Annotated in this window: 17 protein-coding genes; 12 read left to right on the top strand and 5 right to left on the bottom strand. The window is 56.8% G+C overall.

The annotated features are described in order from the left end of the window. The first annotated feature begins 6 nt into the window (after positions 1-6). The 3 genes from DW189_RS10230 to rny all read left to right on the top strand — a co-directional run bounded on the left by DW189_RS10230 (position 7) and on the right by rny (position 2,571). Positions 7-300: a hypothetical protein gene (locus DW189_RS10230; RefSeq protein ID WP_022333718.1), complete on the top strand. Its 294-nt coding sequence runs from the start codon at positions 7-9 to the stop codon at positions 298-300. 92 nt (positions 301-392) lie between these two features. Further along, positions 393-692 (top strand): cell division protein ZapA, encoded by a 300-nt coding sequence (locus DW189_RS10225; protein ID WP_055203954.1) that lies wholly within the window; start codon positions 393-395, stop codon positions 690-692. A gap of 331 nt (positions 693-1,023) precedes the next feature. Then, the gene (gene rny / locus DW189_RS10220) at positions 1,024-2,571 is read left to right on the top strand and encodes a ribonuclease Y (protein ID WP_018696740.1); all 1,548 of its coding nucleotides are present in this window, start codon (positions 1,024-1,026) and stop codon (positions 2,569-2,571) included. A gap of 231 nt (positions 2,572-2,802) precedes the next feature. On the opposite strand, the gene DW189_RS10215 is transcribed toward rny, so the two are convergent. Continuing rightward, positions 2,803-3,723 (bottom strand): AraC family transcriptional regulator, encoded by a 921-nt coding sequence (locus DW189_RS10215; protein ID WP_390613306.1) that lies wholly within the window; start codon positions 3,721-3,723, stop codon positions 2,803-2,805. A 691-nt stretch (positions 3,724-4,414) separates the two neighbouring features. On the opposite strand from DW189_RS10215, the gene DW189_RS10205 reads away from it, so the two are divergent. The 6 genes from DW189_RS10205 (at position 4,415) to DW189_RS10180 (ending at position 14,592) form a co-directional block, all read left to right on the top strand. Beyond that, positions 4,415-7,573: a SusC/RagA family TonB-linked outer membrane protein gene (locus DW189_RS10205; protein WP_220398832.1), complete on the top strand. Its 3,159-nt coding sequence runs from the start codon at positions 4,415-4,417 to the stop codon at positions 7,571-7,573. A gap of 22 nt (positions 7,574-7,595) precedes the next feature. Then, positions 7,596-9,257, top strand: coding sequence for a RagB/SusD family nutrient uptake outer membrane protein (locus DW189_RS10200; protein WP_117507992.1), 1,662 nt, complete (start codon positions 7,596-7,598; stop codon positions 9,255-9,257). Between the two features lie 45 nt (positions 9,258-9,302). After that, a complete protein-coding gene (locus DW189_RS10195) occupies positions 9,303-10,460 on the top strand; it encodes a SusE domain-containing protein (RefSeq protein WP_117507990.1) in 1,158 nt (385 codons plus the stop codon). Positions 10,461-10,624: 164 nt separating this feature from the next. Then, the gene (locus tag DW189_RS10190; RefSeq protein ID WP_117507989.1) at positions 10,625-11,899 is read left to right on the top strand and encodes a glycoside hydrolase family 76 protein; all 1,275 of its coding nucleotides are present in this window, start codon (positions 10,625-10,627) and stop codon (positions 11,897-11,899) included. 21 nt (positions 11,900-11,920) lie between these two features. Beyond that, entirely contained in the window at positions 11,921-13,834 is a 1,914-nt protein-coding gene (locus DW189_RS10185) for a SusE domain-containing protein (RefSeq protein ID WP_117507987.1), read from the top strand. Positions 13,835-13,962: 128 nt separating this feature from the next. Continuing rightward, entirely contained in the window at positions 13,963-14,592 is a 630-nt protein-coding gene (locus tag DW189_RS10180) for an HD domain-containing protein (protein WP_117507985.1), read from the top strand. Positions 14,593-14,792: 200 nt separating this feature from the next. On the opposite strand, the gene DW189_RS10175 is transcribed toward DW189_RS10180, so the two are convergent. The 3 genes from DW189_RS10175 to DW189_RS10165 all read right to left on the bottom strand — a co-directional run bounded on the left by DW189_RS10175 (position 14,793) and on the right by DW189_RS10165 (position 18,161). Further along, positions 14,793-15,764, bottom strand: coding sequence for a dihydroorotate dehydrogenase-like protein (locus DW189_RS10175; protein WP_055211580.1), 972 nt, complete (start codon positions 15,762-15,764; stop codon positions 14,793-14,795). Positions 15,765-15,835: 71 nt separating this feature from the next. Further along, a complete protein-coding gene (gene gcvT / locus DW189_RS10170) occupies positions 15,836-16,936 on the bottom strand; it encodes a glycine cleavage system aminomethyltransferase GcvT (protein ID WP_117507983.1) in 1,101 nt (366 codons plus the stop codon). 19 nt (positions 16,937-16,955) lie between these two features. Next, positions 16,956-18,161: a hypothetical protein gene (locus tag DW189_RS10165; protein ID WP_022333709.1), complete on the bottom strand. Its 1,206-nt coding sequence runs from the start codon at positions 18,159-18,161 to the stop codon at positions 16,956-16,958. 179 nt (positions 18,162-18,340) lie between these two features. Here DW189_RS10165 and DW189_RS10160 point away from each other — a divergent pair, with 179 nt between their 5' ends. The 3 genes from DW189_RS10160 to gdhA all read left to right on the top strand — a co-directional run bounded on the left by DW189_RS10160 (position 18,341) and on the right by gdhA (position 23,517). Further along, complete coding sequence (locus DW189_RS10160; RefSeq protein WP_117507981.1) at positions 18,341-18,979, top strand: class I SAM-dependent methyltransferase; 639 nt, start codon at positions 18,341-18,343, stop codon at positions 18,977-18,979. A gap of 124 nt (positions 18,980-19,103) precedes the next feature. Next, on the top strand, positions 19,104-22,085 hold the full coding sequence (locus tag DW189_RS10155) for a PEP/pyruvate-binding domain-containing protein (RefSeq protein ID WP_117507979.1): 2,982 nt from the start codon (positions 19,104-19,106) through the stop codon (positions 22,083-22,085). 94 nt (positions 22,086-22,179) lie between these two features. Continuing rightward, a complete protein-coding gene (gene gdhA, locus DW189_RS10150) occupies positions 22,180-23,517 on the top strand; it encodes an NADP-specific glutamate dehydrogenase (protein WP_117507977.1) in 1,338 nt (445 codons plus the stop codon). A gap of 91 nt (positions 23,518-23,608) precedes the next feature. On the opposite strand, the gene DW189_RS10145 is transcribed toward gdhA, so the two are convergent. Next, positions 23,609-24,859 (bottom strand): phosphatase PAP2 family protein, encoded by a 1,251-nt coding sequence (locus tag DW189_RS10145; RefSeq protein WP_117507975.1) that lies wholly within the window; start codon positions 24,857-24,859, stop codon positions 23,609-23,611. Positions 24,860-24,872 lie beyond the last annotated feature (13 nt).

The raw sequence follows: 24,872 nt of genomic DNA, 5'->3' as shown, positions 1-24,872 counted from the left end.
GACCCAATGGCCGAAAAAAGCGTGATAACGAATATCGAAGCCCGTATCCGGCAGCTCATCGACGACCACAAAAGGTTGTCGGAATCGTGTGCGGAACTGACGGCGCAGCGCGACAACCTGAAAGCCGAAAACAGGACTTTGCAGGAGCGCATCCGCGAACTCGACGGCGAATTGTCACGTATGCAACTGACGGAGGGACTGGCGGGTGAAAGCCGCAACCGGGAGAAAGCGCGGGCGCGCGTCAACCGTCTTATGCGGGAGGTTGACAAATGCATCGCACTGCTCGGAAGGCCCGAATAACGGGAAGGGACGGCGAACCGGCAGTAACGCCGCAACCAGCACCCGGGCCGCAGATGAATAAGAGGCAGCAAGATAAACGAAACAAAAACGACATGGCACAACAGGCGATAACCCTCAAGATAGCCGGGAAAAGCTATTCGCTCAACATCGAAAGCGAAAAGGAGGAGGTATACCGTCTTGCCGAACGGGAGGTGAACAACTACCTCGCGGCGATAAAACAGAACAACTTCAAGAACTGGACGGATCAGGACTACCTGTCGATGGCCGCACTGAAATTCGCCATTGCAAACGTCGACATGCGGCAAAGCCGCGAACTGGGCGACGAAGACCTGAAACATCTGGGGCGGCTCGGCGAAGAGCTCGACGCCTACCTCAACACCCTGCAACGGTAACGGAGGGTAAAGGCCAGGCACGGGATTTGCCCGGGCAAACCGTAAAAAACGAGGTTCTTTAACATACGAAGGAAAAATCTACCCGCATAGATTCCTTACAGCTTTGCGAAACTGAACACTTTTTAAATTGGGGCAACTCAAGGCGCTTCAAAATCAGGCCTTGACCCTTCGGGGTGTATGCTACGGCGTACCGTTGGAAGATTGCGATTGTCGGAGCCCCCACACATGACTTATCTGCAGATTCGTCAAACAAGACTAAGGAATCCTATGCGGTTTTTTTTATGCACTACAACAAACCCTATAATAACAAATTCAAAACAGCAACAAAAACATGTATACCACCATTTTGGTTGCCTGCATCTCTGCCGTGGCCGCCGTCGGAATCTACGCGGTCGTCACGAACCTCGTAGCCAAGACCTCGATCCGCAAGCGGCGCGAAGCCGCCCTGAAAGAGGCCGAGGCCGAAGGGGAGATGATTAAAAAGGAGAAAATCCTCCAGGCAAAAGAGAAGTTCATACAGCTGAAAAGCGAATACGACCGCCAGGTCAACGAACGCAACCAGAAGATCGCCCAGAGCGAACAGCGCGCCAAGCAGATCGAGGGCAACCTGCAGAACCAGCAGCGCGAGCTGGAGAACAAACTCCGCGAGAACGAGCGCCTGAAGGAGCAGATGCAGAACCAGCTGCAAATCCTCGAGCACAAGAAGGAGGAAGTAGACCAGATGATGCGCGAGCAGAACATGCGGCTGGAACAAATCTCGGGCATGAGCTCGGAGGATGCCAAGAACATCCTCATCGAGAACATGAAGGCCGAGGCCAAGACCGAGGCAGCTTCCTATGTGAACGAAACCATCGAGGAAGCGAAGATGACCGCCACGAAGGAGGCCAAGCGGATTATCGTGGCTTCGATCCAGCGCGTGGCCACGGAGACGGCCATCGAGAACGCCGTGACGGTCTTCAACATCGAAAGCGATGAGGTCAAAGGCCGCATCATCGGCCGCGAGGGCCGCAACATCCGGGCACTGGAGGCAGCGACCGGCATCGAGATCATCGTAGACGACACCCCCGAAGCCATCATCCTCAGCGGTTTCGACCCTGTCCGCCGCGAGATCGCCCGCCTGGCGCTCCACCAGTTGGTAACCGACGGCCGCATCCACCCGGCACGCATCGAGGAGGTCGTAGCCAAAGTACAGAAACAGATCGAAGAGGAGATCGTCGAAGTCGGAAAACGCACCACGATCGACCTCGGCATCCACGGGCTGCACCCCGAGCTGATCCGCATGATCGGCAAAATGAAATACCGTTCGTCCTACGGCCAGAACCTCCTGCAGCACGCCCGTGAAACGGCCAACCTCGCGGGTATCATGGCCGCCGAGCTGGGGCTGAACCCCAAGACGGCACGCCGCGCAGGCCTGCTCCACGACATCGGCAAGGTACCCGACGACGAACCGGAACTGCCGCACGCAATCATCGGCATGAAACTCGCCGAGAAATACAAGGAGAAACCCGAAGTATGCAATGCCATCGGCGCCCATCACGACGAAGTGGAGATGACTTCGCTGATCGCACCGATCATCCAGGTCTGCGACGCCATATCGGGTGCCCGCCCCGGCGCCCGCCGCGAGGTGGTCGAAAGCTACATCAAGCGCCTGAAGGAGATGGAGGACATCGCCCTCTCGTACCCCGGCGTCGTAAAGACCTATGCGATCCAGGCCGGCCGCGAACTGCGCGTGATCGTCGGTGCAGACAAACTCACCGACCAGGAGTCGGAAGGGCTGTCGCACGATATCGCCAAGAAGATCCAGGACGAGATGACCTATCCCGGCCAGGTGAAGATCACCGTGATCCGCGAAACCCGCGCCGTATCGTACGCGAAATAAGAACCCCGCCCGTAGGACAGGCTGCACACGGCCTGCCGGCCGCAAATTTATCACAGGTAAAAATCCCTCCGCAAAACGGAGGGATTTTTTTATCTACGGCTCTCTTACCGGTAAGCTCCGGCACACAACGACAGCTTATCCGCGACAGAATCCACACACAATCGCCCGATTCCCGCCACGGGAAGGGCCATAAGCCTCTCACCCGCCGGAGGGGGGGGGCAGCCAGCGGGATTATTTCCAGCTGTTACGCTTCCTGAAATCGGACGGAGTGACGCCCTCCTTATGCTTAAAAAAAGTAGAAAACTGCCCGGTATTCACGAACTTCAAGGCATAAGCGATATCCGATATATTTATATCCGTCCCCGTCAGCATCTCTTTGGCCTTCAGGAGCCGCTGTTGCAACTGGTACTGCGCGGGGGATATCCCGGTGTACTCCTTGAATGTCTTGCGGAACCACGAATAGCTGACCCCCAGTTCCCGGGCGATCGCCTCGACATCGCGGGGGTTATCTACATCCTTCATCAGCTCCCGCGCGGCATTGACTTTCTCGAGGATGAACGTATTGGCATAGGAGTTATTCCGCTCCTTGTAATAGATGGAGCCCAGGATGTGCAGCACGATACTCGACATCATCTGCTGGCACCCCGCCTTTTCGGCCGACGCCAACTGCAGGATCTCCTCATAGAGACTCACGATCCCCGAACTTATCCCGATATTATGCAACGGCTGCTCGCGCACTAAAAAGCGGTTCGCTACCCTGTCGTCGATATAGGCACCCTTGAAACCTACCCAGTACTCGTCCCAGCCGGTCTCATCGTCGGGATGGTAGCTATGCCACTCCCCGGGAAACAACGAGATCACCGTCCCGGCCTTCACAGGCGCCTCGGGGCAGGACTGCGAGGCGAAATACCCGGAACCCTTGGTGATATAGACCAACTGGTATTCGTTCAGTATCCGTCCGCCGCGGGGCATGAAAGAGTAGTTGTCCGGATGGGCCGACAACGGATACTTCGTCCCCGGCGGAATAAACTGGTACCCGATCGTCGTGACGACAACGCCCCATTTCTCGTCCTTATCCCCGATCGTCAGGTAACATAACTTGTCACGCTCCTGCTTCATGTCAGATTTGATAGGTTGGAAATCATTTTTCATAAGCAAATATAACTTTTTTCCGCATAATATGCAGATTTTAACACAATAAGATTTTCCGGGAGCGATTATTTCATTCCGGAAGCGTCTCCCCCCCCGAGGCCGGGCTCCCAATCCCCACATCCGGCAACAACAGCCCCAGTCGCGCCGCAATCCGCCCCGCTACCAGTCTCCAAAGCCTCTTCACATCGTTCCGGTTATCCCGCACGGCATAAATCTGTATTGCTGCAACCAGCCTCCGACAAGGCGGCATATACCGATCCGGAAACATCGGGAGACACCTATACATACTTCAAAAAAAGCCCTTCTGCTGCCATATGGAACGGCTTGCGAGGGGATAATTATGAAATCTGATACCGAAATATTAAAAAATGAGAAGAATCGGACTTCCCCCGCGGAGGATTCTTAAAAATGCCCTGGGTTTTATACACGGGACACAATAACGTACTACAAATGCTCAAATTCGTACCTAACGGGGGGGGGAAATCCTCTATATTTGAATTGCAATTTTAACGTGTTGAAAGATACTTTTAACAAATCATAAACCTAAAAACAACCTAAAATCGTATAAGCCTATGCCAAAATGACTCCTTTCCCCTGAGGTTTCTATTATATATATGTACGAATCGTGCATATGGGGGAATTTCATTTTCAATCATCATTCATCTACTATGGACAAAACCAACCAATCTTTATGAAGAAAAATTTATCCATTTTTATGACAGCCGGAAGCTGGTTGCAGCGGGCGCTTGCGTTGTTTTTGTGCGTTGCTGCCCTCGAAGCTGTCCAGGCGGCACCCCAAGACACCAAAAGAACGATCACGGGTACGGTCGTCGACCAGAACAACCTGCCCGTCGTGGGAGCCACAGTCATGATTTCAAACTCGGCTAACGGTACCGCGACCGATTCCAACGGCCAGTTCACCCTTTCGGGTGTAACCGACAACGACGAACTGCAGATTTCGTTCCTCGGCTACAAAACCGTAACGATGCAGGTAGGCACGCGCACCGCCATTGCGGCAACGCTCGAAGAAGATTCGGGCTATCTGGATGAAGTCGTAGTCGTAGGTTACGGCACGACGACGCGGCGCCACATCATCTCGGCCGTTTCGACCGTGAAGTCGGAGGCAATCGAGAATCGCCCGGTAGCCAACATCCAGCAGGCACTGCAGGGTGCAGCAGCCAACCTGATCATCCAGACCAAGAATTTCAACCCGACGGACAACCAGATGAACATCTCGATCCGCGGTGTGAACACCATGGGTAACAACACCCCGCTGGTAGTCATCGACGGCGTTCCCCAGCCGGACGCAGGCCGTATGAACGACCTCAACCCGAACGACATAGAGTCGATCAACATCCTGAAGGACGCCGGTTCGGCCGCCATCTACGGTGCACGTTCCTCGAACGGCGTCATCCTGATCACGACCAAGAACGGCCGCAAGGAGATGGCTCCGCAGATCCGGTTCAGCGCCAAAGTCGGTATCGAGAACCCCGACATCCTCTACAAGGCCGTTCCGACCTACCGCAACGCGATCCTGCGTAACGAGGCCCTGAGCAACGTCGGCCGCGAACCGCTCTTCACGGCTGCCGAAATCCAGGATTTCTACAACCACGGGGACTGCGAGGCTGCCGTAGAGCAGGCCATGCAGAACGCGCTCCAGCAGAACTACAACGTAAGCGTCACGGGCGGTACGAAGACCACCACCTACATGCTTTCGGCCAGTTACTTCGACCAGGAGTCCAACTACGTGGGCCCCGATTACGGCGTAAAGCGCTATAACCTGCGTTCGAACCTGACGACCGAATTCGGCCGGCTGAAACTGGGCGCCAACGTCGGTTTCACCCGTTCGGAGATCAATTCCCCGTCGGATGCCAACGAAGGCTTCCTCTTCGCCGACCTCATCCGTTTCCCGAACTACTACTTCAACCGCCACGAGGAGAACGGAATCTTCTTCGGCAACAACTATAAGTACGGCGGCTATTCCGTATCGCCGCTGGCCGGCCTTATGGGCGGTGGCATCAACAAAAACGACCACGAATACCTCACCGGTACCTTTACGGCCGATTTCGAGATCATCAAAGGCCTGAAAGCCCGTGCCGTCCTTGGCGGTGAAGTCCGCCACGAGCACCGTTTCACCTCCCACAAGACCTACCAGTATGTGGTGGACAACGGCGCCGAACACTCGGATATCTCGACCGCTTCGACCGGCGGCAACACCAAGCGCGAAGCCGACGACTGGACGAAGAAAGTCACGTTCGTCACCGCACAGCTGATGCTGGATTATAACCGCACGTTCAAGGAGAAGCACAATGTAACCGGACTGTTCGGTTGGTCGGACGAATCGGAGATCGGCTATGACATCACGGCCGCCCGCCAGGGTATGAACAGCATCGACCAGCCGGGTGACGGCTCGATCGCTACGGAAGGCACCAAACTGTCGTCCCAGAGCAAATACCGCCGTGCGTTGCAGTCGTTCTTCGGTCGCGCCGGATACTCCTACGACGACCGCTACTATTTCGAATTCACCGCCCGTTACGATATGTCTTCGAAGTTCCTCAAGGAGCGCAACGGAGCCTTCTTCCCCTCGGTATCGCTGGGCTGGCGCATGTCGCAGGAGAATTTCATGCAGACTTACCGCGACCGTGTCGGCGACCTGAAACTCCGTGCTTCGTACGGTCTGAACGGTAACCAGCAGGATGTGGGCGATTACGATTTCATGACCACCTACGGCACCTGGGCCAACGCCTACGGTTTCAACGGTGTCCCGGTTCAGGGTCTGATGTTCACCATGGGTAACGAACTGCTGACGTGGGAGACCGCCAAGACTTTCAACATCGGTGTGGATGCGACGTTCTTCAAGAATACCCTGAGCGTCAACTTCGACTACTTCTACAAGCGTACGGAAGATATTCTTCTCTCCCCGATCGTCCCCGGAACCTTCGGTGCCTCGATCGCCAAGGAGAACCGCGGTATCCTCGACAACCAGGGCTGGGAGCTTACCATCAACTATAACCTCTCTCGCGGCGACTGGAAGCACAACTTCTCGCTCAACCTCGCCGACTCGCAGAACGAGGTCGTCCGCTACGGAACCCCGGCTATCAGAACTTCCGACAGCGCCGGCACCATCATCATGGAGGGCCTTCCGATCAATGCGCTCTACGGCTGGAAAACGAACGGTTTCTTCCAGAACTACGATGAAATCCAGGATGCAGCCCTGCCGACCGGCATCGACCGTTCGCAGCTCCGTCCGGGCGACGTGCGCTATGTCGACCTGAACGGCGACGGCAAGATCGACGAAAACGACCGCACCTACCTGGGTTACGCCTTCCCGCGCTATACCTACGGCTTCACCTACAATGTCAAATGGAAGGGCATCGACTTCAGCATCATGCTCCAGGGCGTGCTGAAGCGTGAGAACCCGGTTCGCGGCGAGCTCGTGCAGCCGTTCCACGGCGATTATTCGATGACCATGTTCGACCACCAGCTCGACTACTGGTCGCCGCAGAACCGCGACGCACGCTGGCCGCGCCTGGCAGTATCGGGCTCGGTAAGCGATACGAACAACTGGGGGCACACCGGTTCGGATATGATGCTGCTCGAAGGTGCCTACATGCGTATCAAGAACATCCAGCTGGGTTACACCCTTCCCAAGAAGTGGACGAAGAAATTCGGCTGCGAAGCACTGCGCATCTATTTCGACACCCAGAACCCGCTGACTTGGACTAAAAACGGGTTCGTAGACCCCGAGACCACGTCGTTCGGCAACAACATGAGCGGCGGAGCGGACAACTCTGTGCGCAACTACCCGACCCTGCGTTACTTCGGTGGAGGTATCGACTTGACTTTCTAACAATTAAACAATCGGAAAGAATATGAAAATCAAAAATATATTAGCCGTCCTCTCCCTCGGTATGGTCAGCTGCGTAGGCCTTGAGCAATACCCGACGACCTCCTATACCGACGAGACTTTCTGGACAATCGAGGACAATGTCCGCACGGCCCTGTACCTGGGGTACAACCAGTGCTGGCACCAAGACTACTATTTCGCCAATAACCTGCTGTCGGACGACGTGTACGGCAGCCGCCACTCGACGAACGAAACCAGCATCGTAACGGGTATGGCCAATACCTCGAACGGCCGCTTCTCGGACGAATGGGACAAGTGCTACCAGGAACTGCGTACGATCCACACGGCGCTCGACGCCCAGGATCGCATGAATATCGACGAGACCTTCAAGACGCGCATGCTTGCAGAGCTCCGTCTTATGCGTGCCTTCACCTACCTGCGCCTGGTAACGTGGTTCGGCGACGTGCCGTTCTTCACGACCAACCCGACGCTCCCCGAATCGCGCGTGGTCAAGGTAACACCCGCCACCACGATCAAGGAGTTCATCCACTCGGAACTTGCCGAGGTGGCCGAGATACTGCCGAAAAACACGGATATTCCGGAATCTGAAAACGGACGTTACACCCGCGGTACAGCCGTGGCGCTCAATGCACGTGCATACCTTTATGACAACGATTTCGAGAACTGCGCCATCTGGTGCGACAAGCTGATCAATTCGACGGAGTACGGCACCTACGCACTCGAACAGGACTACAAGAAACTTTTCCATGACCAGTCGTGCTGCTACGGCCCCGAGTCGATCATGACGATCGAATTCGCCACGCTCGGAGGCATTGACAACATCGTCAGATCCTGGAACAATTTCAATGCTTTCGTTCCCCAGTCCATCGGTAACAAGGGTGTAACCACCCAGTCGCCGACGCAGGAACTGGTCGATACCTACCGCAAACTCGACGGCAGCGTCGCCGATGACACGGACTACGAGAAGCGCGACAAGCGTTTCGAAGCAACCATCGCCTACAACAACTGCACCGTGGATATTCCGGAAGCAAAAACCCTGAGTCTGGCTGGCTCGGAAGGCACGGGTAAAGGCACTTACCAGGTCTTTACGAAGGCATCGGACGAGAGCCAAACCAGCGACAAGCAGCACCGTTTCGACTCGTACAACGGCACGCAGGATCGCACGGCTACGGGGTATTATACCCTGAAAAACTACAATGCCGACATGGTCGACAGCAAGGGCAACACCTACAAATCACTCATGGAAATCCGCTACGCCGACGTGCTGCTGATGTATGCCGAATCGATGAACGAACAGAGTAAAATGACGTCCGACATCTGGGACAAGACGATCAAGCCGCTGCGCGAGCGAGCCGGATTCGACGCCGCATACTGCTCCTATCCGGGCAGCAGCGACCTGCGCCAGGTTATCCGCGACGAGCGCCGCGTGGAGCTGGCCCTCGAAGGCCGTCGTGTATTCGACCTGCGCCGCTGGGCGCTGCTCGACAATCCGTCGCTCAAGAGCACGGGAGCCGCATACCTCACGACCCGCGCTACGGGTGCCCCCTTCCTCGACGATGGCAGTAACATCCAGTGCCAGAATGCCTACAACATGAAATACTGGTTCCCCATTCCGCAGAAGGAGCGTGACATCAACGCCAATCTGCCGCAGAACCCGGGATGGTAACAGCCAAGTTGTAAAGGAGATTAACTAACCAATCAAGAAAAACACATGAAAACCATATTGAAAAATATCATGTTGTTCGCTGCAGGAGCCCTCACCCTCGGGTTTACCGCCTGTGAGGAGGATGGCCAGGATCTGAATTTCAATATTCAGCCCGGCAACGAGCTCTACGCACCCGCGGACAATGCATCGGTCAATCTGGATCAAGGATTGAATACCAGTTTCGAATGGGCACCTTCCGTTGCCGAAGACGGCGGATACATCACTTACGAAGTGCTGTTCGACAAAGCGGACGGCGATTTCTCGGCACCGCTTGCCGTTAAGAACAGCCAGATGACCGGCTCCAAAGCCTCGCTGAGCATCTCGGCCAAAGAGCTGAACGAAGTGGCTGCCCTGGCGGGAATCGAGAATGCCAAGACCGGGCAGCTCAAATGGACGGTACGTGCCGGCAAGGGTTTGTTCGCCCAGACCTACACGCAGGCCAATGTGCTCACCGTTTCACGTATCAACCTGGTCGACCCGCTGCCGACGGCCGTTATGCTGAAGGGTGAAGCCGTGGAGGATGCCGCAGGCATCAAGCTGATCCCGGCGTACCTCGACGGCAAAGCAGTCGGTTCGGGTGTATACGAATGCTTCACGAAAATCTCGGAGGGCGAATTCACCGTAGTCGACGAACTGGATCGCTACTACTCGCTCAAGAGCAACGGCCGCATCAAGCATATCGTCGACGGCTCTTCGACCGCCAACACGCTGAAGGCCGGCATCTACTGGATCAAGATCGACTTCAGTGCGATGACCTACACCGCAGTTCAGGTCAGCATGATCGAATACTATGCCGCATCGTGGGCAGACAACTCGATGTCGACCGTCTACAAGACCCTCACCTACAAAGGGAAAGGCGTATGGGAGCTGCTCGACTACGATAACGAAATATCCGTCAACTCTTCCAACGATACGCGCCACCGCTTCAACATGACGACTGCCGACGGCAACAAATGGTTCCTCGGAACGACGTCCTCGCTGGGATCTTCCTACACGACCGACTATCTGAGGGTGTACATCTATACTTTCAACGATAACGATAAGGACTGGAACAAGACCTATAATTTCCTCGTTTCGGATTGCGGCCGTGATTTCGACTGCTACCTTTACCTGAACGGAGACAACAAGGCAGGCGGATTCTGGCATGAATACATCTTCAAATAGCAACAAGATACCGGATGGTTCCTCCCTCCGGGGAGGAGCCACCCGGAACCTTTGCCGCGCAGTCCGCAAGGCGGCACGCGCGGAAAGCTATTCGAAGCACGGATTCGGACACGGAACCGGAAACAAAACAGTATTGAATAAAAATTAAAATCAACCTATAAATTATGAGAAAATCTCTATTCAGATGGACTGTTGCCATGCTGACCCTTTCCGCAGCAGCCGTCTCGGGCGCCTGCTCGGAACAAGAATACGAGGATCTTACCAAGCCGGAAAAAGTAACGGGGAACACCCAGTACGCGCCCTACACGATCGATTGGACTGAGGCTGCGGACTCCTGCTCCACGGCTTTCATCGAGCGCTTCTACTGCAGTGAAAACCGCAATGGCTACGAAGGCGTGTTCTCGTACAGGGAATACAATGCGACCGGCAGTGCCAATTCCAACAACTACTGGCAGCAGGCACACGCCATGGCTGCCATGGTAGAGTACTACAACCGTATCAAGGCGACCGATGCCGAGGAGAAAGCCCGTATCGAGGGCTATTTCCAGAAATGGTACGATAAGCGCGGTAACAACTACGAAGGCAATCAGAACTGGCGCGGTTCGACGGGTTTCGGCAACGATTTCACCGACGACACCTGCTGGATCATTATCGCCTTGTTCCAGATGTACGACGCAACCGGCAACCAAACCTATTACGATGCAGCCAAACAGACCTGGGACGAGTGCGTATGGCCCCGTCACGAGTTGACGCAGTCCGGCTGGCTGCCTTGGAAATGGTCGGATCTGGGGCCCAACGAGTGCACGAACGGCCCTGCAGCCATCGCAGCCGCGACCCTGGCACAGTACAGCCGCGCAGCAGGCAACGAAGAGGCTGCCCAGGAATACATCGACCAGGCCTGCACCTGCTTCGATCAGAACATCGACGTGATGGCATCCGACGGCACGCTGGGTTCGACCCCGCTGAGCTACACGCAGGGTACCTGCATGGAAGCCGGCCGTCTGATCTGGAAACTGACCGGCGACACGGGCTACCTGCGCAAGGCCATCCAGGCGGGCCGCGGCCAAATGACCTCAACCCGCATGAACGAAGTTTACAACTATGAAATGGTATCGCGCGACGAGGGTACGGACGAGAACAACTCGATCTTCCACGCCGTGATGTTCCACTGGTTCACGCGCATGATCCTCGACACGGAAGTCGACTCGTTCGACGGCAAAATCCGCAAGGAGCTCTACGATTATCTCTATCGTCATGCCTCCTACTACTGGGCGACGATCGACAAGACGCCGGAAGGCTGGCCCGAGGCTTACTTCGGTGTGAAGTGCTACCAGCCCCGCTCGTCGATGAACGGCGACGTAGGCGGTTCGCTGGGTGCATATACCAGTGCTGCGCAGGCGATCGAATCCATGTGGATGATCAAGGATGTCAAGTTCTAACCCGTCAAAACCAACCGATTTATGAAGAAGATTATCATGATGCTGGTCGCCGGAGCCATGGCATGTGGCCTGGCCGCCTGCAGCGACGACGATACGACGCCTTCGGGCAATATCACCCCCGCGGATCAGCTTTACCTGCCGCGCAATAATGCGACGATCATGCTGGAGACCGGCAACACCACCCACTTCGAATGGGCGGTTTCCAAAGCGAGCAAGAACGGCTATATCACCTACGAACTGCTGTTCGACAAAGTAGACGGGGACTTCAGCCAGCCGCTTTATGTCCTCACCAGCGACAACAACGGTTACGAACCCTCGGCCAAGGTCGCAAGTTCTACTTTAAATACGGTCGCCACACTCGCAGGTGCAGACCTGGGCGAAACCGCCACCGTCAAATGGACGGTACGCGCCTGGTGCGGCCTCAACTCGGAGATTTACGGCAGCGAAGCCGGCGTACGCACGGTATCTCTCACCCGTATCAATTCCGTAGACCCGATGCCTTCGGAGATCAAGATTTCGGGAGGAATCACCGAGGAACAGAAGGAGCTCACCCTGTTCGCTGCCAGCGTCATCCACACGGCGAAAGGCAAGTACACGGATCAGCGCGAGGCCGGGGCTTACGAAATCTTTACGAAACTGACTGCCGGCGAACTGATTATCACCGACGACCTCAACCGCCATTTCAGACTGGCCGAGAAGAACAGACTGGAACTCGTCAAGGACAACGAAGCGACGACTGCCGTAACTGTCGAACACGACGGCATTTACTGGCTCTACGTGAACTTCTCCAACATGACCTATAAGTTCAAGGAAATCTCGAAGGTCGAGCTCTTCATTTCCAACCCGGGCAACAAGGCCGAACTCACGTACGAAGGCAACGGCGTATGGGGCATTATGGACTACGCATGGAACGTCAAAGAGGGCGGTAACACGGACTCCCGCCACAAGTTCATCTGTACCTATGCCGACGGCTCGTCCGAGTTCTGGGGACATTTCGAAGACGACTGCCATGACTCGGAGAAGTCCGAGGCTGAAAAGAATCCGCTGTTCTACAACATTTTCCGCCATACATTCAACAACCAGTGGGATAACACCTGGAAAGTGAATGAAAAGGAAAGGGAAGGCTACGGAAAGAAAGTTTCGTTCTGGGTTCATATGAACAATACGGATGACGACCTCTTCCTGCTGGAGCGTTCGCTCGGAGTACCCCTCGCAGTCAACATGCAGGGTTCCGCCACCGAGAACCAGGAAGCCATCGCGCTGAACAAGGCACTGCCCGTCCTGGAGACCAAGGGTAGCGACGACTTGAAAGTCGGCCGCGAGGCGAGCATTTTCGAATGCTTCACGCAATTGTCTTCGGGCGATTTCAGCATTACCGACGACAAGGGCCGCTACTACAAGCTCGACGCAAGCAACATGACCTTCGCCATCGCTGAAAGCCCGGCAACGAACGTCGTTTCGAAAGCCGGTATCTACTGGGTCGCACTGGATTTCAACACCATGACCTACAAGATGCGCGAAATCGAGAAAGTGGAACTCTGGAACAAGCCCTGGTTCGGACATGATGTACCCGATACGGCAGAGATGACCTATCAGGGGCAGGGCGAATGGAGTATTTCCGATTATGCATGGGTCGTTTCGCATGAAGACGGAAGAAAGGACACCCGCTACTATTTCATCTGCACCTATGTCGACGGCTTCAAGGAGCGTTGGGCGTATTACAGCGACGACTGCCGGGAGCCCCAGAACAGCAACCCCGGAAATTATCCGAATTTCTACAATATCTACCGCTTCGACCACTCGAAGTTGGAAGAATGGGATGATTCATGGAAAACGCTGAACGACTCGGAAGGCGTAGGCAAAAAGGCGACGTTCCATATCTACATGAACAATACGTACGCTGCAGACTACAAGCACACGCGTTCGTTCAAATAACAGCACAAACCGACAAGGATAGCATCCTTATACAGAAAAGAAACGGTCGACAGAAACAGTCGGCCGTTTCTTTTTACAGTATCCCCGGTCAAACGAGCTATCCGGATAAATATATTACTTTTGCACCTATGAAACCATCCGAAGAACTGAAGGCCTACATCGAGGCCGAGATCATTCCCCGCTACGGGGCGTTCGATGCGGCACACCGCACCGACCATGTGCGCACGGTCATTGCGCAGAGCCTCGTGCTTGCCGGGCATTACGAGGTGGATGCCGACATGGTCTACGCAATCGCAGCCTACCACGACACGGGGCTGGCATACGGACGGGAGTCGCACCATATCCGCTCGGCCGAAATACTCCTCGCCGACACCTTCATGCGGCAACGGTTCACAGAGGAACAGATGGCCGTGATGCGCGACGCCATCGAAGACCACCGGGCCTCGTCCGACCACGCCCCGCGCACGATTTACGGACGGATCGTAGCCGAGGCTGACCGCTGCATCGATCCCGAAACCGTAATCCGCCGCACGATACAATACGGGCTGGCACACTACCCTGCGCTCAGCCGCGAGGGGCAGTTCGACCGTTGCGTGGAACACCTGCAACGGAAATATGCCGAAGGCGGTTACCTGCGGCTCTGGATACCCGAATCGGACAACGCCCGCAAACTGGCGGAACTGCGTGCGCTGATTCGCGACACGGCACGGCTGCGCGAAGCCTTCGGGCGGATTTACGAAGAGGTATACCGGAGCTGATCCCCGGGGACGGAATACCGTATTACGATTCCGGAAACAGCAGGCATCGGGTACGAAACCCCACCTGTAACGGCACACAGCAAGGCAAAACGAAGAGAGAAAGGAAGAGACCCATACCGGCGGATCCCTTCAAACGCAATATTCCCCGAAGACCTCAGCAGATCTCCGGGGAATATTTTACATGCGGCTGCCCGCAAAGGTTATTCGGCATCGTGCGGAAAATATTTCATATACTGCACGCGCTGGTACACGTCGCTTTCGGCGTTGCCGTAATCCATCCTGCCGCGGAACTCGCCCAGCGACTCGAAACCGTGGCGCTCGGCCCACTGGTCGATGAACCGGTTGATGTCGGCAATGACCCCGAAGCCCTTCTCGTGGATCGCCGAGCAGACCTGCACCGCATTGGCACCGCACAACAATGCCTTGACGGCAGCCTCGCCGTCGTGCACGCCCGTCGATACGGCGACATCGAGCTGCGGCAGGGCCGTAGAGCAAAGCGCCACGCTGCGCAGGACATTGCGCAATTCCGCAGGTTCGCTGAACGGGTTGCCGTTGACGAACGCCATGCGCTCCACGTCGATATCGGGTTCGAAGAAGCGGTTGAACATCACCACACCCCGCGCCCCGCGCGCCAGCAGCGAATCGGCGACGGCAAGCACATTGGTCAGGCGCATCGGCAGTTTCACCGACACCGGGATCTTCACGGCAGCCGCCACGCGGCGCACGACATCGGCGTAGTCCTGCTCCAACTCCTGCGCCGTACGGTGGCGGTCGGTCGGTTGCAGGAAGATGTTCAGTTCCAGGGCTGCGGCCCCCGCAGCCTCCATGGCCACGGCGTAGTCCGTCCATCCGTCATCCGCCGCGATGCAGTTGATGCTGGCGATGACGGGTACCCCTGTCGTACGGGCATCGGAGACGAGTTTGAGAAACTCACCCTTATACGCATCGCCGAGGTAACGTTCGAGGTATTCGCCCGAATCGCCCATGCCCTGCGACGGATAGTCCAGCGCGGCGGCATGACGGATGATCTGCTCCTCGAAGATGGATTTCAGGACGACAGCGCCCGCGCCGTTCGCTACGCATTGTCCGATATTGGCCACAGTCGCCGTATAGGGCGAACTGCTGACCACGACGGGACTCGAAAGGTCGAGTCCGAGGTATTTTGCTTTCATATCACAGAATTACATTAATTTTCAAAACATTCCCGAACCGGGCAGGCCGGAGTGCAAGCCGGCCGGGCAGGTTAAACGAACGGGATCTTCACCACCTCGGCGCGCAGGGGTTTCTCGCGGATAACGACGGCGATTTCCGTGCCCGGCTTAGCGTATTCGGGCTTCACGTAGCCCAGGCCGAAGCCAACCTTCAGGCAGGGCGACATCGTACCCGACGTAACATGGCCGATCTCCCCGCCACCGGCCGCAGCGATCGTGTAACCGTGACGCGGGATTCCGCGGTCGATCATCCGGAACCCGACAAGCTTGCGCGTAACCCCCTCGGCCTTTTGTTTTTCCATCAGCGCCCGGTCGATGAAATCCTTTCCTTCGACGAATTTGGTAATCCAGCCCAGGCTGCCTTCGATAGGCGATGTGGTGTCGTCGATGTCGTTGCCGTAGAGGCAGAAGCCCTTTTCCAGGCGCAGCGTATCGCGGGCCCCGAGGCCGATGTTCTTCAGCCCGTACTCCCCGCCGGCCTCCCAGAGCGCCTTCCAAAGTTTGTCGCCGTCCTCGTTGGCCGCATAGATCTCGCAGCCGCCCGATCCGGTATAACCCGTGATCGAGAGGATGGCATCGCAGCCGGCGACCTTCATCTTCTTAAAGGTATAGTATTCCATATCCTCGACCGGCTCCGCGCACATTTTCTGCACGACCTTCATCGCCAGGGGCCCCTGTACGGCCAACTGGCAGATTTCGTCCGAAGCGTTGTAAAGCTCCTTGCCGTGGCCGGCCTCCATGCCGAACGCCCGGCCCTGCTCGCAGATGTGCTTCCAGTCCTTTTCGATATTGGCGGCGTTGACACAGAGCATATAGGTTTCGGCATCGACACGGTAGACGAGGATGTCGTCCACGATGCCGCCGTGCCCGTTGGGCATACACGAATACTGCACCTTGCCGTCGAAGAGTTTCGACACGTCGTTGGTAGTGATGCGTTGCAGCAGGTCGAGCGCCTTGGGGCCCTTGACCCAGATTTCGCCCATGTGGCTCACGTCGAAGACACCGGCGCCGTTGCGTACGGCCATGTGCTCGTCGTTGATCCCCGTGAACTCGATCGGCATATTATATCCCGCGAATTCGGCCATCTTGGCCCCCGCGGCAATGTGGTACTTGGTAAATGCTGTGGTTTTCATATAGGTACGGTTTTAGGTTTTACTCGCGGCGTTTCACCCCCAGGCGCGGACAGCGGTGGAACTCCTTCGTCCGGTCGAAGAGGTAACGGTAGGTGGTGTGTATCTTATGGCGCGTAGCGCAGACATAAGTCTCGATCATACGGTTCATTACGGGGTTGAAATCGCCGATCCAGGCCAGCTCGAGTGTCTTGTAGCGGCTCTGCGTCTCCATCATGAAGTGCCAGTAACGCGCCATGATGGCCGACTCCACACCCTTGCCGTGGAATTCGGGGGCGATGCCGAAGATGATGCCGAAGATACGGTCGCAGGATTTGCGGACTTTCAGCTCCCACATCAGGCGGAGCTTCTGGATCAGCCCGAATTTGCCGTTGAACTTCCCGATGATGCGGTTCAGGTCGGGCACGGTGATGAAGAATCCGATCGGTTCGTCGTTGAAATAGGCGAAAAAGATGATGTCGGGGTCGATAATCGGCTTCATAGCCTTCATCATCTGCATCGCTTCCTCCTGCGCCATGGGTCTGACACCCGAAAAGAGCGCCCACGCCTTGTTGTAAACCAGCCGGAAATTCTCGGCGGCGTCCTCCAGGTTGTTCATGTCGATATTCTCGACATGATACCCCGGCGTAGAGAGGAGCCTTTCGGCGCGGTCGAAAATCCGTTCGCTGGCCTCCGAGACATTGGCACGCCAGATAAAGCTGTGCTGGTTGAAATAGTTTTTGAAGCCGTAATTCTCGAACAGCTCCTTATAATAAGGCGGGTTATAGGGATTCTTGTAGAGCGGCTGGAATTCGTAGCCTTCGACCAGCAGTCCCCACCAGTCGCGCCGCTGCCCGAAGTTGATCGGCCCGTCCATCGCCTCCATGCCGCGGCTGGCGAGCCACATGCGCGAAGCATCGAACATCATGTCGGCGACCTGCTGGTCGTCGATCGCCTCGAAGAAGCCGCAGCCGCCCGTGGGCTGCTCCTCGATGGCCGCCTTTTCGCGGTTGTAAAACGCCGCAATACGCCCCACGACCTCGCCGGCCTTGTTGCGCACCACCCAGCGGACGGCTTCACCGTCGGCGAAAAGTTCGTTTCGTGCCGGATCGAAGACCTCGGTTATGTCCTGATCCAGCGGGCAGACCCAGTTGCGGTTGCCCTTGTAAATCTTCTTGGGTAAATCGAGCCATTCGCGCTCCTGTGCGGAGGTTGTGACTTCCTGAAGGATATATTTGTCCGTATTCATTGCGAATCGTTTTTTTATCAGAACAAAGATAGAAATAAAAAACGAAAATCGCGCAGGCCCTGCCGGAAAGTCGCTGACAGGCAAAAGAAAGCCCCTGTAAATAAACCCCGTTCCGCTTGCGCGCGATGAAAAATATGCCTACATTTGTTTGTTATTGCGTCTTCAAATCCCACTACACCATGACGACATCCAGCTACAATGAATTCGGATGGCGCGACGCCCAGCCGATGTTCTACCACAAACTGCTCGGCAAATACATCGAGCGGTTACTGCCCACGGACGGTTCGCCGATTCTGGATGTAGGCTGCGGAAACGGTTACTTCGCCAATTACCTGGCTGAAAAAGGCTATTGCGTCTACGGCATCGACGCATCCGAACAAGGCATAGCGATCGCCAACAGGATGAAGGGAGGGGGAAATTCGAACCGGTTTTTCGTCTGTGATGTAACCTCGGGCAAACTCCCGCCCGAACTGCGCGGCATTCCCTTCAAAACAGTGATTTCGATGGAAGTCATCGAACACCTCTACCAACCGCGGGCATTCGTATTGTTCATCCGCAGCATCCTCGAAGCCAGCGGCGGAGGTCAGTTCATCGTCACCACGCCCTACCACGGCTACCTGAAGAACCTCACCATCGCCTTGGCCAACAAAATGGATTATCACCTGAGCGCCCTGTGGGAAGGCGGCCACATCAAGTTCTGGTCGCGCCGGACACTCGCCATCCTGCTCAGGGACGCGGGATACCATCATCTGGTCTTTACGGGCGCCGGACGCATACCCTACCTCTGGCGCCACATGGTTTTCAGCGCCAGGGTCTGAACCCGGACGCCGCGCCCGGCACCCCGGCAACTCCCCTCGTCCGCCGGTATCACCTGCCGTCGGGAAATTTCTTTTTACCGGTTGGCGATTTTTTCCTATTTTTGTTGAAATAAACGAAGTCGCGATGAACAAGAATCTCGAAGAATACCTGCCGGACGGGAACAAGGCCCAGTACCGGTTCATGAAATACCGAATCCATAAGATCCTGCTGGTCTGCTGCAGCTACGACGGGTATATCCTCGAGGAGGACGGACACATCGAATCGCAGATCAACCAGGAATACCTCGACCTGAACATGTCGAACCCGCCGTCGTTCACGCGCGTGAGCTCCACACGCGAAGCGTTGGAGCTGCTCGGCCGCGACGACTCGTTCGACTTCATCCTGACGATGTACAACGTCGGGGAGCTGGACGTATTCTCGTTTGCCAAGATCGTCAAGGAACGCCACGCCCAGATCCCGGTCGCGCTGCTCACCTCCTTCTCGAAAGACATCTACCGCCGTTTGGAGGAGCAGGATCGCTCGGGGCTCGACTACATCTTCGGCTGGCACGGCAATACCGACCTGATCATGGCCATCATCAAGCTGGTCGAGGATAAAATGAACGCCGAGGAGGACATCACCGACGGCGGCGTGCAGGCCATCCTGCTCGTCGAGGACTCGATACGTTTCTACTCGACCTACCTGCCCGAGCTCTACAAGCTGATCCTGCTGCAGAACACCGAATTCCTCAAGGACGCCTTCAACGAGCAACAGCAGATTCTGCGCAAACGTGCCCGGCCGAAAATCCTGCTGGCCACCAATTACGAGGAGGCCGTGGAACTCTACGACCGTTACAAGAAGAACATCCTGGGCGTGATCTCCGACGTAGGGTTCGTGTTGCACCGCAACGACCCGCCCGAGAGCGAGAAACGCGACGCGGGCATCGACCTCTGCCGCCGCATCAAGGCCGACAACCCGCTGATGCCCGTCCTGCTGCAATCGTCGCAGACCGAGTTCGAGGTACAGGCCCGCCAGCTCGGGGCGGGGTTCATCGCCAAGAATTCCAAAACGCTGCTCACGCAGCTGCACGAATATATCGACAAGGAGTTCGCCTTCGGCGAATTCCTCTTCAAAGACCCCGACACGGGCGCCGTCATCGGCAAGGCCAAAGACCTGGTGCAGATGCAGGAGATGATCGCCACGATCCCCGACAAGGCATTCGAATATCACACGTCGCAAAACCACCTTTCGAAATGGCTCTATTCCCGGGGGCTGTTCCCGCTGGCGGCGGCGATCCGCCGGGGCAACAAGAGCCAATTCGCGTCAACCCAGGAACATCGCCAGCGCATCGTCAACCTCATCAAGGATTACCGCACGCTGCTCGGGCAGGGCGTAGTGGCGCGTTTCGACCCGGAAACTTACAGCGACGCGGTGGCCTTCGCACGCATCGGCGAGGGTTCGCTCGGCGGCAAGGCCCGCGGGCTGGCCTTCATGAATTCGATGATCCTTAAGCACCGGCTCTACGACAAGCACGCCAACGTGCGCATCATGATCCCCCGCTCGGTGGTCATCGCCACGGATTATTTCGACGACTTCATCCGCCTCAACGGCCTCAAATACATCATTTCGCAGGAGTTCTCGGACGAGGAGATCCTCTCGGAATTCGTCAGTTCGACGGTGCCCGCCAGGTTGCAGCAGGAGCTGAAGGCCTACATCCAGACCGTCCGCACGCCGCTGGCTGTACGTTCGTCGTCGAAGTTGGAAGATTCGCACTACCAGCCCTTCGCAGGCATCTATTCCACCTACATGATCCCCTACGTGGACAACGGGGATCAGATGCTCCGACTGCTGCTCAAGGCTGTCAAGAGCGTCTACGCCTCGGTCTATTTCGCCACGTCGAGGGCTTACCTCTCCTCGTCGCAGAACCTGATCTCGGAGGAAAAAATGGCCGTCATCATCCAGGAGGTATGCGGCACCGAGCAGGACGGCCTCTTCTTCCCGACCTTCTCGGGCGTGGCACGGTCGATCAACTACTACCCCATCGGCGACGAGACCCCTGCCGACGGCGTCTGCAACATCGCCATGGGGCTGGGCAAACTGGTCGTCGACGGCGGCCGCACACTGCGTTTCTCGCCCCGCTACCCGCAGAAGGTACTCCAGACCTCGACCCCCGAACTGGCGCTGCGCGACACGCAGAACGAAGTGCTGGCGCTGAGCCTCAAGCCCGAAGAGTTCCGCACGTCGATCGACGACGCGGTGAACCTGCACAGGCTGGACATCGCACAGATCGCCGGCCTGCGCAACGCACGGTTCGTCTGCTCGGTATGGGACCGCGAGAACGAACGCATCTCGGACAGCCCGTTCGACCGGGGACGCAAAGTAATCACATTCAACAACATACTAAAATACAACACCTTCCCGCTCGCGGACATCATCGGCGATATCCTGAGGCTGGGGGCCGAGGAGATGCGCTGCCCCGTAGAGGTCGAATTCGCCGTCAATATGGACGTACAGGCCGGAGAACAACAGATATTCAACCTGCTCCAGATCCGCCCGATCATCGACAACCAGGACAACCGCCCGATCGACTGGAGCAAGGTGGACGTTTCCGACGCGCTGGTATACGGCCAGAACGCGCTCGGGATCGGCATGATGGGCGACATCGCGGACATCATCTACATCAAAAGCAACACGTTCGACTCGCTCTCGACCGAAAAGATCGCCGAAGAACTGCTCGAATTCAACAACCGGATGCAGGATGAAAAACGCTCCTACATCCTCGTCGGCCCCGGCCGCTGGGGCTCTTCCGACCCGTTTCTGGGCGTCCCCGTGAAATGGAACCACATCTCGGAAGCGAAGGTGATCGTCGAATGCGGCATCGAGAAGTTCGAGGTCGAACCGTCGCAGGGCACGCATTTTTTCCAGAACGTCACCTCGCTGGGCGTGGGTTACCTGACGATCAACCCCTTCCGCGGCGACGGTATTTTCCGCGAAGGGGAACTCGACGGCCGCCGCGCGGTCTACGAAGGGACGTTCCTGCGGCAGGTGCGCTTCGAAAAACCCCTGTGGGTCTGCATCGACGGGCGCTCGAACAAGGGTATCGTCAAGGAAGAGGGCGATAAATAATAATTCCGCGGAAAAATTCGTCCCGAAGTTACAATTTATAAGAAATAATATTATATTTGTAATAAAGAAACAACCTTTTAAAACTTCAGGCAATATGGACGTAAACAAATTGATGGCGGAACTTGAGCGCAAGCACCCCGGCGAAAGCGAATACCTGCAAGCCGTGCGCGAAGTTCTCATGACGGTAGAGGAGGCTTACAACCAGCATCCGGAATTCGAGGCCAACCGCATTGCAGAACGCATCGTGGAGCCTGACCGTATCTTCACCTTCAAGGTGGTCTGGGTCGATGACAAGGGCGATGTCCAGGTCAACCTCGGGTACCGCATCCAGTTCAACAACGCAATCGGCCCCTACAAGGGCGGCCTGCGTTTCCATCCCTCGGTGAATCCCTCGATCCTGAAATTCCTCGGTTTCGAGCAGATTTTCAAGAATGCGCTGACGACGCTGCCCATGGGCGGTGCCAAAGGCGGCTCGGATTTCAACCCCAAGGGCAAATCCGACCGTGAGGTAATGCGTTTCTGCCAGGCCTTCATGGTCGAGCTGTGGCGCCATATCGGCCCCGAGACCGACGTCCCGGCGGGCGACATCGGCGTGGGCGGCCGCGAAATCGGATACCTCTACGGCATGTACCGTAAACTGGCACGCGAGAACACGGGCGTACTGACCGGCAAGGGCATGACCTACGGCGGTTCGCTGATCCGTCCCGAGGCCACGGGGTTCGGTGCCGTTTATTTCCTGCGCCAGATGCTCGAAAAAGCCGGCATGGACATCAAGGGCCAGACCATCGCCATCTCGGGCTTCGGCAACGTGGCATGGGGCGCTGCGACGAAGGCTACGGAGCTGGGCGCCAAGGTGGTGACGATTTCGGGCCCCGACGGCTACATCTACGACCCCGCAGGCCTCGACGCCGAAAAGATCGCCTATATGCTCCACCTCCGCGCATCGAACAACGACGTGGTGGAACCCTATGCCAAGAAATTCCCCGGTTCGCAGTTCTTCGCGGGCAAGAAACCGTGGGAGGTCAAGGTCGACATCGCCATGCCGTGCGCCACGCAGAACGAGCTCGACGGCGAGGATGCCCGCAAACTGCTGGCCAATGGCGTGAAGGTCGTGGCAGAAGTTTCGAACATGGGCTGCCGCCCCGAGGCGATCGACGCTTTCATCGAAGCCAGGATTCCCTATGGCCCGGGCAAGGCCGTGAATGCCGGCGGCGTCGCCACGTCGGGTCTGGAAATGACGCAGAACGCACAGAAACTCAACTGGACGGCCGAGGAGGTCGATGCCAAGTTGCACCAGATCATGTCGTCCATCCATCACGCATGCCTCGAATACGGCACCGAGAAGGACGGTTACATCAACTATATGAAGGGCGCCAATATCGCCGGCTTCATGAAGGTTGCCAAGTCGATGGTCGAACAGGGTGTCCTGTAAAAACCGACCGTAATACACAGAGAAGCGGGCTCCCGGAAAGAGGGGCCCGCTTTTTATTCGGGGACGGGATCCTGAAACCGGGGACTCCCTCCTAAAATACGGCACATGCAGCCAGTGAAAACGTCAGCATATGCAACCGCTGGCGGGAATCCTTCGCAAAAGGCGGCGCCATGTCGTAGTCGGTCGAGAAGCGGATCCCGAAATTCCGGGAGGCAAGGTAGGTGGAAGAGATGCCAGTCGCGAGCACAAAGCCGCCACGGTCACCCAATTTCTGCAAATCCGTGTTACACGATTTATAGTATCCGTACCCGCCGAGCAGTTTCGACCCGACCAGCCACCGGACGGAAAGCGGATAGGACAGGTAAAGGCCGGCAGCCGCCGAGCCGCTCTCCAGATTATCGTCCTGCGGCACGCCATTGACGGTCATCTCGAGGTTCGTCACGGCAAAACGCCCGCCCACGCCGACATAGGGCGAGGCGAACCATGCCCCCTGCGCCCCGACCGTAGGCCCGGCCTTGAACGAAGTCCTCATCCCCGGGTACGGCAAATAGGAGCCGGGCGAAGTGGTCACACCGACCGTAAAACTGAGGAACGAAGGCCGGCGGAAGCGGTCGTACACGAGTTGGGTCTCGCCGACATGCAGCCCTTTGTCCTTGAATATCAGGTCTGCGAGGAAATAGCCAAACTCCGTGGCGAGGATACCGATACCGGCGCCGACCATCACGTCGCTCATCCAGTGGCGGTTATTGAGCTGGCGCGTAACGCCGGTGACCGTCGCCACGGTATAGGCCCCGATGCTGTACCACGGGCTGCGGTGCCCGTACTCCTTGTGGAGCATCGTCGCCGTCATGAAAACCGTGGCCGTATGCCCCGAGGGAAACGAATTGCGGGTAGAGCCGTCGGGACGCATCACACGGAACGAATATTTCAGCGAATTGACCGCTGCGGCCATCAGCCCCACCGAGAACGCATCCGAGACGAGCATGCGGCCCCAGGAGCTGCGCCCCTTGACGCCGAAAGCCTTCAAGCCGAGCATCACGGCAGCGGGTGCATATTGCAGGTAGTCGTCGTAATCGTGGTGGAACGACTTTACGTAGCCGTTGCGCAGTCGCCGGAAATCGGTGTCGTAAACCGACATCACGGCACCGCCCACGATCAGCGGAGCCGCAATGAAGGTCATGCGGTAGCCCTTCGTGGAGGTGCGCCGGTCGATATAACGGGCGAAACCGCCCTCATCGGCAGCCGGGACAAGACAAACCTTCCCGAGGCTGTCTGTGATTTGTGCCGATACGGTGACAGACGCAACCACCGCCAGCAAGCAGCAACAAAAGAATTTCTTCATATGTGGGATCGGG

The sequence above is a fragment of the Alistipes sp. AM16-43 genome (assembly GCF_003435745.1).
Lineage (GTDB): Bacteria > Bacteroidota > Bacteroidia > Bacteroidales > Rikenellaceae > Alistipes > Alistipes onderdonkii.
The sequence above is the reverse complement of the archived record's forward strand: the minus strand, read 5'-3'. Positions and strand labels throughout refer to the sequence as shown.